At 72.1% G+C, this 14,732-nt stretch carries 12 protein-coding genes; 7 read left to right on the top strand and 5 right to left on the bottom strand.

All coding sequences use genetic code 11. The features are described 5' to 3' along the window. Window positions 1-175: 175 nt before the first annotated feature. The 3 genes from EU555_RS24670 to EU555_RS24660 form a co-directional block, all read right to left on the bottom strand. The gene (locus tag EU555_RS24670; RefSeq protein WP_135417870.1) at window positions 176-1,681 is read right to left on the bottom strand and encodes an argininosuccinate lyase; all 1,506 of its coding nucleotides are present in this window, start codon (window positions 1,679-1,681) and stop codon (window positions 176-178) included. A gap of 108 nt (window positions 1,682-1,789) precedes the next feature. Beyond that, window positions 1,790-2,329: a cytochrome b gene (locus EU555_RS24665; RefSeq protein WP_135417869.1), complete on the bottom strand. Its 540-nt coding sequence runs from the start codon at window positions 2,327-2,329 to the stop codon at window positions 1,790-1,792. Next, a complete protein-coding gene (locus tag EU555_RS24660; protein WP_135417868.1) occupies window positions 2,326-3,438 on the bottom strand; it encodes a catalase family peroxidase in 1,113 nt (370 codons plus the stop codon). The genes EU555_RS24665 and EU555_RS24660 overlap by 4 nt, the downstream gene beginning before the upstream one ends. Window positions 3,439-3,837: 399 nt before the next feature. Between EU555_RS24660 and EU555_RS24655 the strand changes: the two genes are divergently transcribed. The 7 genes from EU555_RS24655 (at window position 3,838) to EU555_RS24625 (ending at window position 12,667) form a co-directional block, all read left to right on the top strand. Then, on the top strand, window positions 3,838-4,782 hold the full coding sequence (locus EU555_RS24655) for an ABC transporter permease (RefSeq protein ID WP_135417867.1): 945 nt from the start codon (window positions 3,838-3,840) through the stop codon (window positions 4,780-4,782). Next, window positions 4,779-5,669: an ABC transporter permease gene (locus EU555_RS24650; protein WP_135417866.1), complete on the top strand. Its 891-nt coding sequence runs from the start codon at window positions 4,779-4,781 to the stop codon at window positions 5,667-5,669. Before EU555_RS24655 ends, EU555_RS24650 begins: the two co-directional genes overlap by 4 nt. Before the next feature lie 22 nt (window positions 5,670-5,691). After that, window positions 5,692-7,278 (top strand): ABC transporter substrate-binding protein, encoded by a 1,587-nt coding sequence (locus EU555_RS24645; RefSeq protein ID WP_135417865.1) that lies wholly within the window; start codon window positions 5,692-5,694, stop codon window positions 7,276-7,278. 58 nt (window positions 7,279-7,336) lie between these two features. Then, window positions 7,337-8,344 carry an ABC transporter ATP-binding protein gene (locus EU555_RS24640; RefSeq protein ID WP_281041311.1) on the top strand — a complete coding sequence of 336 codons (1,008 nt, stop codon included), beginning with the start codon at window positions 7,337-7,339 and terminating at the stop codon, window positions 8,342-8,344. Beyond that, window positions 8,341-9,426, top strand: a complete 1,086-nt coding sequence (locus EU555_RS24635) for an ABC transporter ATP-binding protein (protein WP_135417864.1) — start codon at window positions 8,341-8,343, stop codon at window positions 9,424-9,426. Before EU555_RS24640 ends, EU555_RS24635 begins: the two co-directional genes overlap by 4 nt. Window positions 9,427-9,563: 137 nt before the next feature. Next, window positions 9,564-11,198: an amidohydrolase gene (locus EU555_RS24630; RefSeq protein WP_135417863.1), complete on the top strand. Its 1,635-nt coding sequence runs from the start codon at window positions 9,564-9,566 to the stop codon at window positions 11,196-11,198. 20 nt (window positions 11,199-11,218) lie between these two features. Further along, window positions 11,219-12,667: an amidohydrolase family protein gene (locus EU555_RS24625; RefSeq protein ID WP_135417862.1), complete on the top strand. Its 1,449-nt coding sequence runs from the start codon at window positions 11,219-11,221 to the stop codon at window positions 12,665-12,667. Between the two features lie 331 nt (window positions 12,668-12,998). Here EU555_RS24625 and EU555_RS24620 read toward each other — a convergent pair whose 3' ends face one another. Together EU555_RS24620 and EU555_RS24615 are read right to left on the bottom strand one after the other, a co-directional pair. Beyond that, window positions 12,999-13,853, bottom strand: a complete 855-nt coding sequence (locus EU555_RS24620; RefSeq protein WP_135417861.1) for a prephenate dehydratase — start codon at window positions 13,851-13,853, stop codon at window positions 12,999-13,001. A 21-nt stretch (window positions 13,854-13,874) separates the two neighbouring features. Then, window positions 13,875-14,618 carry a 3-deoxy-manno-octulosonate cytidylyltransferase gene (locus EU555_RS24615; RefSeq protein WP_135417860.1) on the bottom strand — a complete coding sequence of 248 codons (744 nt, stop codon included), beginning with the start codon at window positions 14,616-14,618 and terminating at the stop codon, window positions 13,875-13,877. Between the last annotated feature and the right edge of the window lie 114 nt (window positions 14,619-14,732).

Below are 14,732 nucleotides of genomic sequence, written 5' to 3'. Positions count from 1 at the left end.
GACGGGCGTTTTGTCTCGCGGCCGAGCCACACGCCTGCCGGTTCGCAGGCGGCCCGCCCCTCGGGCGGCACGGTCTCGGTTCGCACAACGTCGAGTTGGGCACGGCGGTTCGTCGAGAGCAAGCCCACGATCGCGTGAAGGCCCGCCCGGGTCCGGTCCCCCGGTCGCACGACCGTCAGCGCGGCGCCCGCGCCAGCAGCCTGCCGAAATCCGCGTCCAGCCGGGTGAGGGCCGCGTCGATCCGCCCTCGCTGCGCCGCGATCCACGTCGCCTGGCCGGCCACGGCCCGGTCGGCCTCGTCCAGCATCCGGGCCATCTCGACCGGCTGCGGCCCGCCGGAAGTCGCCCGGTTCCGCACGATCGCCACCGGGTCGAGCGCCCGGCGGAACTCCGCCTTGTCCATCGGCAGCGGGGCGGCCGGCAGGCTCATCTCGCGGAGCGTCGCCTCGTAGATCCGCTGCGCTTCCGCATAGGGGAAGTCGCTCGGCCGGAGGTCGTGTGCCCGGGCGTAGTCGACGATCTCCGAGGCGAAGTGGTGCCCGGCGCGGAACGGCAGGCCGTGGCGGCGCATCAGCCCATCGGCCAGCTCCTGCGAGGCGGTCCAGTCGCTGTTGAGCTCCTCCAGCGCGCGCTCGGGGCTGATCACGAGGGCGTCGAGCACCCGGTCCCACATCTCGAGCATCCGGGTCGCGCCCGCCAGCACGGCGGCGTTGTCCCGCACGGTCTTGGCGTCGCTCATGCCGGGCGGGATGTTGTGGGCCTGGATCGCGCGGCCGATGCCGAGGGAGAGCACGCGCGAGGCCTCGGCGCGGGTGTCGTTGAGCAGGCCCGGGTTGCGCTTCTGCGGCATCGCCGAAGAAACGTAGGTGTTGCCTCCGCCCTCCCGCAGCAGGATCCAGGGCCGGCTCTGCGCGTACTGGGTCATCACGTCCTCCACGAAGGCGCCGCCATGCAGCGCGATCGCGGTCGCCACCGCGCCGACCTCGACCGGGATCTCGGTCGCCGCGATCTGGGCGGCGTCGTAGGCGTTGTCGACGAGGGCCGCGAAGCCGAGATAGGCCGCCATCCGGTCGCGGTCGAGCGGCCAGCTCGTGCCGTTCAGCACCGTGGTGCCCATCGGCGAGCGGTCGAGGCGCGCGAAGGCCTGCTGCAGCCGCTCCGCGTCACGCCTGAGCCCGGCGACGTGGCCGAGGAGGTAATGGCCGTAGCTGTTGGCCTGGGCCGCCACGCCGTTGGTGTAGTTCGGCACCACCGTGCCCTCATGCGCCCGGGCGAGCCGCACCATCGTGGCGGTCGTCGTGCGCAACGCCTCGGCGAGCCGCAGCATCTCGTCGCGGATGATCGCCGCGCGGACAGTGGCCAGCATGTCCTGGCTCGAGCGCCCGGCATGGAGCAGCGTCGCCTCGACGCCCGCCGCCTGGATCAGCAGCGGCTCGAAGGTGATGACCAGCGTCGGGCGCTTGCCGCCAGGCGCGTCGCCCGCCCGCAGCACGGCGTCCAGCCCCCGGGCGATCCCGGGCGCGAGGCCGGGATCGAGCAGCCCCTGCTCCGTGTTGATGACGGCGCTCGCCTTGTTGATCTCGCCGAGCCAGTAGAACTCGTCGCGCCGCGGGGCCGTCTCGGCCGCGGCGGCGACGATGCCGGTGAGCATCGCTCCGGCGAGCAGGGCGCAGGTCCGCATCGTCGACCCTCCGGCGGAGCCGTCGGGCCCGCCCACAGGCGGCCTTAGCCGGATCGCGGCCCGGAGCTCAAGCGCGCAGGGGACGGCGGATCGCGGGCGCCGGATCCCTCAGGCCCGCGACCGCCACGGCGCCATGCTGGCGAACACCCCGTCCCGGCGGATCAGCGCATGCATAAGGGCGGCCCCGAGATGGACCAGGATGACCCCGAACAGCGCGTAGGCGAGCATCGTGTGGAGGGCGCGCAGGCCCGCATGGAGCATCAGGCTGCCCGGCAGGATCGGCGGCAGCACCAGCGGGCCGGCGAGCGCGACGGGGTAGCGCGCCGCCGAGAGCATCGCCCAGCCGACGAGGGGCAGGGCGAGCATCAACCCGTAGAGCGCGACGTGCGATGCATGCGCCGCCCGCCGCTGCCAGAGGGGCAGGTCGTCGGGCAGGGGCGGCGGCGCGTGGCGCCGGCGATAGGCGAGCCGCAGGAGCGCGAGCACCAGGATCAGGACCCCGAGGGGCCGGTGCAGCGAGACCAGCGCGTGATAGTCGCCGAGCGACGTCACCATCGCGGCGCCGATCAGCAGCATGGCGAGGATCAGGACCGCCATGCTCCAGTGGAGCAGGCGTGCCGGCAGGGCGAAGCGAGGGGGGCTCGTCACAGGGCGGCTCCATGGGTCGGCGTGCCGGTGACGGCGGAGGGCGATTTCGCCTCGCCGGCGCGGCGGGTGAAGGATCGCGAATAGGCAGCCGAGCGGGCGCTCAGCAGCGGATCGTCGGACGGCGCGATGCCGTCCGGCAGGACGAGCGGGTCGAAGTTGATGTCCCGGCAATTGCCCGGCGCCTCGGGCGCCGCGCCGGTGAGCGTCAGCGTTCCGGCATCGACCGTCTCGCGATCCGCCGGCCAGGGCCTCGTCGCGTCGTCGGTCGGATCGCCCGCCCGGCCGATCGTCACCACGAGGCGCCAGCGCACCGGCTCGCGCCGCAGGGCGGCCGCCAGGTCGTCGAACAGCACGTTCCTGTCGGTGCCGGTTTCCTGCGCGCCGCGCGCCGGGGCTGACGGCGCCTCGGGCAAGTAGGCGAAGCGCACCGGCGTGGCGCGGCCGTCGGCCGCCACGAACCGGAAGGCGTTCAGGCTCCGGTACGTGCCGTCGGCAAAGCCCGCCGTGACCGTGCGCGCCCTGATCAGGGCCGCCGCCGCGGCGCTCTCCGGATGGGCCGCGTAGAAGGCGCGCAGCCGCTCAGGCTCGGGCCTGCCGGTCGCCGGATCGGGCTTGGCGGCGAGGAGCTGCTCGGCGAAGGCCTCGGGCGTGCGGACGGGGAAGACCGGGATGTCGTTCATGCCCGTGCGCCACTCCTCGCCGTCCGGCAGCCGGAAGCGCAGGGCGAGGCTGCGCACGGTGGTCGTGGCATCGGCCGCGTAGGGCTGCCCGCCCGCGAGCGCCACGCGGCCCTCGACCGGCGTCACCCGCCCGGCCGCGAACACGCCCGCTCTCGAGATCCGCGCGCCTGCGCCGCTCGCCGCGAAGCTGCCCTCCACGCACAGCCCCTTGGCGTGGTTGCGGCGGAAGCCGGGATGGGGCCCGTTGACCTCCTCGAAGCGGTCGATCACCCGGGCCGGGGTGAGTACGCCCGGCGAGAGCCAGCCGCCCGCATAGGCGAAGCTGCCGGCGGCCCCGGCGAGCACCGCCCCGATCGCGCAGAGACGCAGGACGAGGGCGCGCCCGCTCATCCCGGGCGGCGCCCCGGTCAGGTCGTTCAGCAAGCTCATGGCACCCTCCTGGGATTCGTCGCGGGAGCCGCTCCGGAAGTTGGCAAGCCGGCTGACATCGCAGATGTGCTCGCGTTGCGTCATGCGGGAGAAACAGCGCATGATCATGCCGCCGATCAGCCGCCGATGCACGGCCCGATGCGACCGATCCCGTGACACGTGTTGGCCGCCCTGCGGATGAGCCGTCCTGTTCGACGAGCGGCTTGTGCTGCGGCTGCCAGGTCCTATCCTGGCCCAGACCTTGCAGCTCCGGCGACGGATGCGGCAGCGCGCGGGAGGGCTCACGTGTCAGGGCGCAAGGACGACAGGGCATCGAGCAGGTCCCGGAGCGCGGTCGGCCCGACGGTGCTGCGGGAGAGCCGGCACCTGCCGGTCCGGGTGGGGCGACGCTAGGCGCCGATGTTCCGCACCATCCTGCAGCGTCTGCTCCTCGCCGTTCCGGTCCTGCTCGGCGTCCTGCTGGTCGGCTTCCTTCTGATGCAGGTCGTGCCCAACGATCCGGCGGTGGTCCGGGCCGGGCCGACCGCGACGCAGGACGTGATCGAGGCCATCCGGCGCGATCTCGGCCTCGACCGGCCGCTCTGGATCCAGTTCCTGATCTATCTCGGGCGCCTGCTGCGGGGTGATCTCGGCGTCTCGATCATCAACAACATGCCGGTCGCCCAGGAGCTCGGGAACACGATCGGGCCGACGCTCGAACTGATGGTCGCCTCGCTGATCTGGTCGGTGCCGCTCGGCATCCTGCTCGGCACGGTCGGCGCCTACTGGCGCGGCCGCTGGCCCGACCGAATGGTCGTGGCGGCCTCGGTCGCCGGCGTCTCGGTGCCGGTCTTCCTGCTCGGGCTCGGCCTCGTCTGGCTCCTCGGCTTCCACTGGCAGCTCCTGCCCTTCACCGGCCGCACCGGGCCGCTCTGGACGCCGGAGGGGATCCGGGGCGTGATCCTGCCGGCGATGACGCTGGGCGGCGTCTTCGTCGGTCCGGTCGCCCGCATGACGCGCAGCGCCGTCCTCGACGTCCTCGGGGCCGACCACGTCCGCACCGCCCGGGCGAAGGGCCTGACGGAGACAGCCGTCGTGCTGCGGCACGCCCTGCGCAACGCGCTGATCCCCGTCGTCACCCTGATCGGGCTGCAGATCGGCTTCCTGCTCGGCGGCGCGGTGGTGGTCGAGACGATCTTCAGCTGGCCGGGCATCGGGCGGCTCGCGGTCGGCGCGATCCTGTCGAGCGACGCGCCGATGGCGCAGGGCACCATCATCGTCCTGTCGGTCGGCTTCATCCTGATCAACCTGGTCGTCGACGTGCTCTACGCGTTCCTCGATCCCCGCATCCGGGAGGCCCGATGAGCGATACGATCGCGCTCACGCCCGAGGCGAGCCCGCACGCCGCCTTCGCGGTGACGGCGCGCCCCTCGGTCCTGCGTTTCCTCCTGCGCGAGCCGGCGAGCGCCGTGGCGCTCGTCGTCGTCGTGCTGCTCGTGCTGGCGGCGCTCCTCGCGCCGTGGCTCGCGCCCACCGACCCTTACGCGGGCGACCTCGCCAACACGCTCAAGGCCCCGGGCGACGGCGCGCTTCTCGGCACCGACGGGCAGGGGCGCGACATGGTCACCCGCCTGCTCTTCGGGCTAAGGATGACGCTCGCGATGAGCCTCTGCGCCGTCGTCGTCGGCTGCAGCCTCGGCGGCCTCGTCGGCTTCGCGGCGGCCTATTACCCGCGCGTCTCCGGGCTCATGATGCGGCTCATGGACGTGCTCCTGTCCTTCCCGGCGATCCTGTTCGGCCTGGCGCTGACGGCGATCGTCGGGCCGGGCCTCACGGCCGTGCTCGCCGCGCTCGCGATCGCCACCATCCCGCTCATGGCCCGGGTCGTGCGCGGCGCCGCGATCGTGGTGCTGCAGCAGGACTACATCGAGGCCGCCCGTGCGATCGGCATGGGCGACGGCCGCATCCTGACCAAGTACGTCCTGCTCAACTGCCTCTCGCCGATCTTCGTCTTCGTCACCCTGCGCTTCGGCCAGGTGATCCTGCTCGGCGCGCTCCTGTCCTTCATCGGGCTCGGCGCGCAGCCGCCGACGGCCGAACTCGGCGCCATGGCGGCGGACGGGCGCAGCTTCCTGTTCTTCGCCCCCCACGTCTCGGTCCTGCCGAGCCTGCTGATCTTCGTCGTCGTGCTCGCCTTCAACGTCCTCGGCGACGGCCTGCGCGACGCCCTCGACCCCCGCCTGCGCCGCTGATGCTCGAGAGGATTGTTTCTTGATGAAGACGCTCGTGAGGGCCGCCTGGGCGGCCGGCCTGTCGCTGCTCGGCCTCGCCCCGGCCCTCGCCCAGACGAAGGCGCCGCTCACCATCCTGCGCGTCATCGACGCCGACCGCTACGACCCGGTGCGCTCGACCGCGACCTCGGCCTCCGAGGTCCTGTTCATGCTCGCCGACACGCTGGTCAGCCTCGACTTCGACATGAAGACGGTCAAGCCGCTGCTGGCGAAGTCCTGGACGCGATCCGAGGACGGCCGGACCTACACCTTCGACCTGCGCCAGGACGTGAAGTTCTGCGACGGCCGGCCGATGACGGCCGAGGACGTGGTCTTCTCGCTCAAGCGCTGGATCGATCCGGCCACCCGCTCGCCGGTCGCCAACCGCGCCGGCAAGGTGAAGGACATCCGCGCCACCGACGACCACACGCTCGTCTACGAATTGCAGGAGCCGTTCAGCGACCTCCTCTACCAGCTCACGCAATCCTTCGGCTCGGTCGTCGACAAGAATACCGTCGAGAAGCTCGGCCAGAATTTCGGTGTCCAGGGCTTCAACGCCACCGGTCCGTATTGCTGGGTCAGCTGGACGCCGCGCCAGGATCTGGTGATGAAGAAGAACCCCTATTACACCTGGGGCCCGCCGATCTACAGGAATCCGAAGCCTGAGGTCGACCAGATCGTCTGGAAGGTGGTGCCCGAGGCCAACACCCTGATGGCCGCCATGCAGGCGCGCCAGGCCGACATCACCTATTATCCGCCGCTGTTCTCGATCGACACGATGCAGCGCGTGCCGGGCCTCAAGGTGCAGCAGCAGAAGAACTACATCTACGACGTCTTCTTCGCCTTCCGGGTCAACAAGCCGGTCTCGAGCGATCCGGCGATCCGGCGCGCCGCCAACATGGCGGTCAACAAGGACGCGATCGTCAAGGCGATCTATTTCGGCCACGGCACGCCGCTGCACTCGCTCCTGAGCCCGACCGCGCTCGACTACGACGCCAAGGCGGCCGCGATGATGCCGCCCCTGGACCCGGCCGGCGCCGTGAAGGTGCTGGACGAGGCCGGCTGGAAGCCCGGGCCGGACGGCATCCGCGTCAAGGACGGCCAGAAGGCCACCTTCGTGGTCTACGGCATCCGGGACGACCAGAACCCGCGCATCGCCGAAGCGATCCAGGGGGACCTGCGCAAGGTCGGCATCGACATGCAGATCCAGCTCTGGGACGCCACCGTCGCCTGGGGCAAGCTCGCCACCCAGGAATTCGACGCCTTCATGCTGTCCTATCCGTACGGGACCGCGACCGAGGCGCTCAGCCTCTACTTCAGGAGCACGCAGGCGCCGACGCCCAACCGCATGAACTGGAAGGACGAGACGACCGACCGGCTGATCGACGCCGCCGCCACCGCCACCGATCCGGCCAAGCGCACGCAGGCCACGGCCGAGGTGCAGCGCCTCCTGACCGCCGCCCATGTCTGGATCCCCCTCGTCACGCGCCAGCTCTGGGTCGTGTCGGGCGACCGCGTCGAGGGCGTGCGGCCGCACGGGCTCTACGGCGCGGGCCTCTACAAGGGCCTCGACCTGAGCCTGAAGCGGTAGGGGCGCGGCCGTGCCTCTCGCCGCCGCCCGCCCGATCCGGAACCCGGCCGACCCCGTGATCGTCCCGCGCGGCGCCGCCGCGCCGGACCCGGCGCCGGTCCTCGAGGTGCGCGACCTCGTCACGACCTTCGCGACGCCGCGGGGCGGGATCCGCCCGGTGGACGGCGTCTCGCTCGCGGTGCCGCCCGGGCGCACGCTGGGCATCGTCGGCGAGAGCGGCTGCGGCAAGAGCATGCTGTCGCTCTCGCTGATGGGGCTCGTCCCCGCGCCCGGACGGGTGACGGGAGGCTCGATCCGTCTCGAGGGGCGCGAGCTCGTCGGGCTGGCGCCCGGCGCGTTCCGGCGCCTGCGGGGCCACCGCATCGCGATGATCTTCCAGGAGCCGATGACGAGCCTGAACCCGGTCCACACGGTCGGGTACCAGATCGTCGAGGCCCTGGCGGGGCACGAAAAGCTGCCCGCCCGGGCGCTCAAGGAGAAGGCCATCGCGGCTTTGCGGCAGGTGCGCATCCCGGCGCCCGAGCGGCGCTTCGACGAGTACCCGCACCAGCTCTCCGGCGGCATGCGCCAGCGCGTGATGCTCGCCATGGCGCTGGCCTGCCGCCCGGCGCTCCTCATCGCCGACGAGCCGACCACGGCCCTCGACGTGACGATCCAGGCGCAGATCCTCGACCTCCTGCGCGAGCTGCAGGCCGAGACCGGCATGGCGATGATCCTGATCACGCACGATCTCGGCGTGGTCGCCCAGGTCGCCGACGAGGTGGCGGTGATGTATGCCGGCCGCATCGTCGAGCGCGCGCCGGTCGCGGCGATCTTCGACGACCCCCAGCACCCCTACACGATCGGCCTCATGGGCGCGATGCCGCGGATGGAGGACGAGCGCGACCGGCTCGTGGTGATCGGCGGCACCGTGCCGCCGCCCTTCGCCCTGCCGGCCGGCTGCCGGTTCAACCCGCGCTGCCCCTTCGCCGGGCAGGCGTGCCGGGACGCCGACCCGCCGCTCGCCGGCCTCGCGCCCGGCCACGCCGTCGCCTGCTGGAAGGCCCCCGTGGAGGCGCACGGATGACGCCGCTCCTCGAGCTCGACGACGTCCGCAAGCACTACCCGGTGCATCAGGGCCTGATCCTGCGCCGGCAGGTCGGCATCGTCAGGGCGGTCGACGGCGTGTCGCTGCGCATAGCAGTCGGCGAGACGCTGGCGGTGGTGGGCGAGAGCGGCTGCGGCAAGTCCACCCTCGCCCGGCTCGCCCTGCGGCTGATCGAGCCGAGCGGCGGCACGATCCGCGTCGAGGGCCGCGACGTCACGCGGGACGGACGGGCGGCGTTGCGGCCCCTGCGCCGGCAGATGCAGGTGATCTTCCAGGACCCGTTCGCGAGCCTCAACCCGCGCATGAGCGTCGAGGAGATCCTGGCCGAGCCGATGCTGGTCCATGGGATCGGCGACGCCGCCTCCCGGGCGGCCCGGGTGCGCGAGCTTCTCGGCCTCGTCGGCCTCGCGAGCTACCATGCCGACCGCTTCCCGCACGAATTCTCCGGCGGGCAGCGCCAGCGCATCGGCATCGCCCGGGCGCTCGCCCTCTCGCCGAAGCTGATCGTCTGCGACGAGCCGGTCTCGGCCCTCGACGTCTCGATCCAGGCGCAGGTGGTGAACCTGCTCAAGGATCTCCAGGCGGAGTTCGGCCTCGCCTACCTGTTCATCTCGCACGGGCTGGCGGTGGTGAAGCACATGGCCGACCGGGTGGCCGTGATGTATCTCGGCCAGGTCGTCGAGACCGCCCCGGCGAAGGTGCTCTATGCCAACCCGCGCCACCCCTACACGCAGGCGCTGCTTTCCGCCGCGCCGGTGCCGGATCCCACCCGCCGCAACGCGCGGCCGGCCCTCGACGGCGACGTGCCGAGCCCGATGAACCCGCCCCCCGGGTGCCGCTTCCACACCCGCTGCACGGTCGCGCAGGCGCGCTGCCGCGAGGAGGCGCCGGGCTTGCGGCCCATCGGGGCCGGACACGAGGCGGCCTGCCACTTCGCCGAGACGATTCCCGCCTTCACCCGCTTCGGCGATAGCGTGCGCCACCCGCGGCTGCAGGCTCGGCTGGCGCTCTACGAGCAGAAGCGCGCCGCCATGAATGCGGCCGGCACGACGGCGGCGTGAGAGCATGCTTGATCGCGGAGATCAGCTTCGCCCGTGTCTGTCACGTCCCATCCGCGACCTCAGGATGAGGTCGCGGGTAGGATGGATCCCTGGTTAAGGCAAACAGCCTCCGACACAGCAGACAGCAGAGAGCACAGATGGCGGCGTTCCCGAAAGCCGATACGATCCTGACGAACGGCCGCGTCTTCTGCGGCCTGCGGGAGGGCATGGAAGAGGCCGTCGCGCTGTGGGCCGGCAAGGTGCTGGCGACCGGCTCGGCGGCGGATCTCGCATCGCTGATCGGGCCGGGGACGCGCGTCATCGACCTTGGGGGCCGCCTCGCGACCCCCGGCCTCTACGACGCCCACATGCATCTCCTGCCCTACGGGCTCGGCATGCTGGACATCGACGCGACGCCGGCGGCGGCCCGCACGCTCGACGCGCTCCTGGCCAGGATCCGCGAGCGGGCGCAGGCGCTGCCGCCGGGCCGCTGGATCCTGGCGCGCGGCTACGACCAGTTCGAGCTCGACGTGAAGCGCCACCCGTTCCGCGAGGAGCTCGACGCCGTCGCGCCCGACCACCCGGTCTACCTCGTGCGCGCCTGCGGCCACGTGGCGGTCGCCAACTCGCTGGCGCTCAAGCTCGCCGGCATCGACGAAGCGACGCCGGTGCCGCAGGGCGGCGCGATCGAGCAGCAGAACGGCCGCCTGACCGGGCTTCTGGCCGAGACGGGCCGCGACCGGCTGAAGGCCGTGCTGCCGGCCCCGACCGACGAGGACCTGGTCGCCGCGATCGAGCGGGCGGGCGAGGCCTGCCTGTCCTACGGCATCACCAGCGTCATGGATGCCGGGGTCGGCATGCGGGCGGGCTACCGCGAGGTCGCGGCCTACCGCAACGCCCAGCGCAGCGGGCGCCTGCCGGTGCGGGCGAATCTCTGCCTGCTCGGCGGGCCCGGCGGCATCGTCGAGCGGGCCTTCGCGGACGGCGCGATCACCGGCGCGGGCGACGACAGCTTACGGGTCGGGCCGGTGAAGATCTTCACCGACGGCAGCGCCGGCGGGCGGACCGCCGCCATGTCGCGCCCCTATCTCGGCGAGCCCGAGACCCTCGGGCTGTCGCTCCTGACCGACCCGGAGATGGACGCCTACGTGGCGGATTATCACGCCAAGGGCTACCAGCTCGCCGTGCACGCCATCGGCGATGCGGCGATCGAGCAGACGCTGAACGCCTTCGAGAAGGCGCTGACGGCCATGCCCGATCCGGCGCGACGCCACCGCATCGAGCATTGCGGCTTCAACAGCCCGGCGCAGATCGACCGCATGGTCCGGCTCGGCGTCGAGCCGGTGCCGCAGCCGGTCTTCATCCACGATTTCGGCGACCTCTACGTCTCGGTGCTGGGCGAGGCGCGGGCGGCCGCCTCCTACCCGATGAAGACCTGGCTCGACCGCGGGCTCGCGGCAGCAGCCTCGAGCGACGCGCCGGTCTGCGACATCGATCCCTTTCCGAACCTGTTCACGATGCTGACCCGCAAGACCTCGCGCGGCACCATCATCGGTGGCGAGGAGCGGCTGTCGCTGCCCGAGGCTTTGCACGCCTACACGGCGCTCGGAGCCTACGTGAACAAGGCCGAGGGGCATCGCGGCCGCCTCGTGCCGGGACTGGCGGCCGACATCGCGGTGTTCTCGCGCGACATGACGAGCGCCGCGCCGGAGGAGATCCTGTCCGGCACGCGCTGCGACCTCGCCATCCGCGGCGGCACGATCGTCTACGACCGCGGCGGCGAGGCCGCCTGACACATCAGGGGAGGGGACCCGTGACCGAAGCCACTGGCGCGACGCTCTACCGGAACTGCGACTGGATCGTCGCCTGGGACGCCGAGGCCGGCTCCCACGTCTACCTGCAGAACGCCGACCTCGCCTTCTCGGGCAAGGACATCGTCTTCGTCGGCAAGGATTACGAGGGCTTGGTCGCGCAGGAGATCGACGGCACCGGGCTGATGCTGATCCCGGGCTTCGTCAACATCCACTCCCATCCCGGCCACGAGCCCGGCTGGAAAGGCATGCTCGAGGAGCTCGGCAGCGCCAAGCTCGGCCAGAGCTCGCTCTACGAGTTCATGCCGGTCTTCAACATCGGGCCGGGTTACGCCCGGCACGCCCGGCGCGTCGCCGTCTCGGAGCTTCTCAAGAGCGGCGTCACGACGATCTGCGACCTCGGCCAGCCGAGTCCCGACTGGCCGGAGCACTACGCCGAGACCGGCATCCGGGCGGTGCTCTGGGCGATGTTCCGCTCCGGGCCGTGGAAGACCACCAACGGCCACTCGGTCGAGTACGACCTCGATCCGGCCCGCGGCGACCGGCTCCTGCGCGAGGCGATCGACCTGATGGACGAGGCCGGGCGCCATCCGAGCGGCCGCATCTCGGGCCTGCTCTGCCCGGCCCAGATCGACACGGTGACGGAAGGCCAGATCCTCGAGGCGCTGGCTGCCGCCCGCGACCGCGGCCAGCCGATCCAGATCCACGCCGCGCAGAGCATCGTGGAGTTCCAGGAGATCCTGCGCCGGTACGGCGAGACGCCGATCGGCTGGCTCGACAAGATCGGGGCCCTGGGGCCCGACCTCGTGATCGGCCACGGCATCTTCCTCAACGATCACCCTTGGCTGCACTTCCCGCACGCGAACGACTTCGAGCGCCTGCGCGACAGCGGCGCCGGCGTCGCCCATTGCCCGGTCGTGTTCGCGCGGCGCGGCATCGCGCTGAACTCCCTCGGCCGGTACGTGGAGGCCGGCATCCCCTGCGGGATCGGCACCGACACCTTCCCGCACAACATGCTCGATGAGCTGCGCCTGGCCTGCTACGCCGGCCGCATCCGGGCCGGCAGCTACACCGCCGCGACCACCGCCCAGGCCTTCACGGCCGCGACGAGCGGCGGCGCCGACATGATCCGGCGGCCCGATCTCGGCCGGCTGGCGGTCGGCTGCAAGGCGGATTTCGCCGTCATCGACATGAGCAACCCGTACATGCAGCCCGATTACGAGCCGTTGCGCAGCCTGGTCTACTCGGCCAACGACCGCGCCGTCCGCGACGTCTTCGTCGATGGGATCCAGGTCGTGCGCGACGGGGAGGTCACGACCTTCGACATCGCCGAGGACATCGCGATGCTGCGGCGCGGCCAGGCCGAGGTCGTCGCCGGGGCCCCAGGCCGCGACTGGGCCGGCCGCAGCCTGGAGGAACTGTCGCCGCGGGTCTTTCCGGTGCGGGGCTGAGCCTCGTCCCGCCGGCCACGGACCGCCGGCGGCAGGGTGCTTTCAACCGGCATCCGCTTGAGCCGGTCTCGTATCGACGGCCGTCGACACCGACCTTCGGTGCCGTTCGCCGAGCCTTCGGCCCCAGGTCGACAAGTCGCGTTGGATCACCGATCCGGCGCGTCAGCGTCCCGGGCCGCCGGCATGAGGGGCCGGGGCCCCGTCTCATACCCTGGCGCCTTCGCGTCGACACATCGGTGCGAAGGCGTTCGGCACATCTGCGCCTGTCGGCGCGAACCCGTTCGGGCTGAGCCAGCGCCTGCGAACGAGTCCGTTCGAAGGCGCGGCGGCATCACTCGGCCGGCGGCCGCGCGCTCTCCCGGAACGGATGCGCCGGATACGTGCCGATGATGCGGAAGGCGCTCGAGAAATACGCCAGCTCGTCGAGGGCCCGGCGCAGGGACGGCTCCTCCGGGTGGCCGTCGACCTCGGCGTAGAACTGGGTCGCGGTGAACTGGCCCTCGACCATGTAGCTCTCGAGCTTGGTCATGTTGACGCCGTTCGTGGCGAACCCCCCGAGCGCCTTGTAGAGGGCGGCCGGGATGTTGCGCACCCGGAACATGAAGCTCGTCACCGTCGGGCCGTTGCCCGCCGGCGGCACGGCCGGCTCGCGGGAGAGCACCACGAAGCGGGTCGTGTTGTGCGCCTCGTCCTCGACGTCCTCGGCCAGGATCGAGAGGCCGTAGATGGCGCCGGCCAGCCGCGGCGAGAGCGAGGCGCGGGTGCGGTCGCCGGCCTCGGCGACCTGGCGGGCGGCGCCGGCGGTGTCGGGCGCGACGACCGCCTTGAGGCCGAGGCGCCGGATGATCTTGCGGCACTGGCCGAGCGCGTGGACGTGGCTGTGCACGGTGCGGATCTCCTCCAGCGCGACGCCCGGCAGGGCCATGAGCTGGAAGTGGATCGGCAGGAACTGCTCGCCGACGATGTGGAGCCCGGAGGCCGGCAGCATGTGGTGGATGTCGGCGACGCGCCCGGCGATCGAGTTCTCGATCGGGATCATGCCGAGCGCCGCCGAGCCGTCCTGCACCGCCGTGAGCGCGTCCTCGAAGGTGGCGCAGGGGAGCGGCGTCCAGTCCGGATAGGCCTCCTGGATGATGATGTGCGAGTTGGCGCCGGGCTCGCCCTGGTAGGAGATCGTCTGGTTCATCACGTAAGGCTTTCGGGGAAGTCAGTTCAGGCGCCGGGCGGCCAGGATGGCGCGGGCGCGCGCGAGGTCGTGGGGGGTGTCGACGCCGAGGGGCACGTCGTCGACCACCACCGCGTCGATCCGCATCCCGGCTTCGAGCGCGCGCAGCTGCTCGAGCTTCTCGCGCCGCTCGAGCGGGCTCGGCGGCAGGGCGACGAAGCGCTCGAGCGCGCGGCGGCGATAGGCGTAGAGGCCGATATGGTGGAGGAGCGGGCCGTCGCCGTACGGCGCGGTGGCGCGGGTGAAGTAGAGCGCCCGCAGGCGTCCGGGCGCGATCTCGGAGCCGACGAGCTTGACGACGCTCGGCTCGGTGCGCTCCTCGGGCCGGGTGATGACGGCGCAGAGGGTCGCGATGTCGACGGCCCGGTCGGCCAGAGGCGCGACCGAGGCGGCGATCGCCGCGGGATCGATGGTCGGCAGGTCGCCCTGAACGTTGACCACCACGTCGTGGCGCCCCTCCGGATCGATGACCTCCAGGGCCTCGGCGAGGCGGTCGGAGCCCGACGGGTGGTCGGGCCGGGTCATCACCGCGAGCCCGCCCGCGGCCTCGACCGCCTGCACGATCGCCGGGGTGTCGGTGCAGACCACGACCGGCCCGATGCCGGCCTCGATCGCCCGGCGCCAGACATGCACGATCATCGGCGCGCCGGCGATGTCGGCCAGCGGCTTCTCGGGCAGGCGGGTGGCGGCGAGGCGGGCGGGAATCAGGACGAGCGGATCGGACATGCGGCGCTTCGGAACGGGTGAACGACCGGTCGCCCGGCAAGCCGCGGCTCTTAGCAGCGCCGGCCGGGCTTGTCATGGCGGGCCGAGCGGGCGGTCCGCGGCCGCGACCGTGGC

It is taken from the genome of Methylobacterium nonmethylotrophicum, from assembly GCF_004745635.1.
Classification (GTDB): domain Bacteria; phylum Pseudomonadota; class Alphaproteobacteria; order Rhizobiales; family Beijerinckiaceae; genus Methylobacterium; species Methylobacterium nonmethylotrophicum.
Note: the sequence above shows the minus strand (reverse complement) of the source record. Positions and strands in the feature narration are given on the sequence as shown.

Coding starts and splice junctions, on each gene's coding strand:
- EU555_RS24670 (WP_135417870.1), bottom strand. CDS start 1,681: ATGCGGACCTGCGCCCTGCTCGCCGGAGCGATGCTCACCGGCATCGTC.
- EU555_RS24660 (WP_135417868.1), bottom strand. CDS start 3,438: ATGAGCTTGCTGAACGACCTGACCGGGGCGCCGCCCGGGATGAGCGGG.
- EU555_RS24655 (WP_135417867.1), top strand. CDS start 3,838: ATGTTCCGCACCATCCTGCAGCGTCTGCTCCTCGCCGTTCCGGTCCTG.
- EU555_RS24650 (WP_135417866.1), top strand. CDS start 4,779: ATGAGCGATACGATCGCGCTCACGCCCGAGGCGAGCCCGCACGCCGCC.
- EU555_RS24645 (WP_135417865.1), top strand. CDS start 5,692: ATGAAGACGCTCGTGAGGGCCGCCTGGGCGGCCGGCCTGTCGCTGCTC.
- EU555_RS24635 (WP_135417864.1), top strand. CDS start 8,341: ATGACGCCGCTCCTCGAGCTCGACGACGTCCGCAAGCACTACCCGGTG.
- EU555_RS24630 (WP_135417863.1), top strand. CDS start 9,564: ATGGCGGCGTTCCCGAAAGCCGATACGATCCTGACGAACGGCCGCGTC.
- EU555_RS24620 (WP_135417861.1), bottom strand. CDS start 13,853: ATGAACCAGACGATCTCCTACCAGGGCGAGCCCGGCGCCAACTCGCAC.
- EU555_RS24615 (WP_135417860.1), bottom strand. CDS start 14,618: ATGTCCGATCCGCTCGTCCTGATTCCCGCCCGCCTCGCCGCCACCCGC.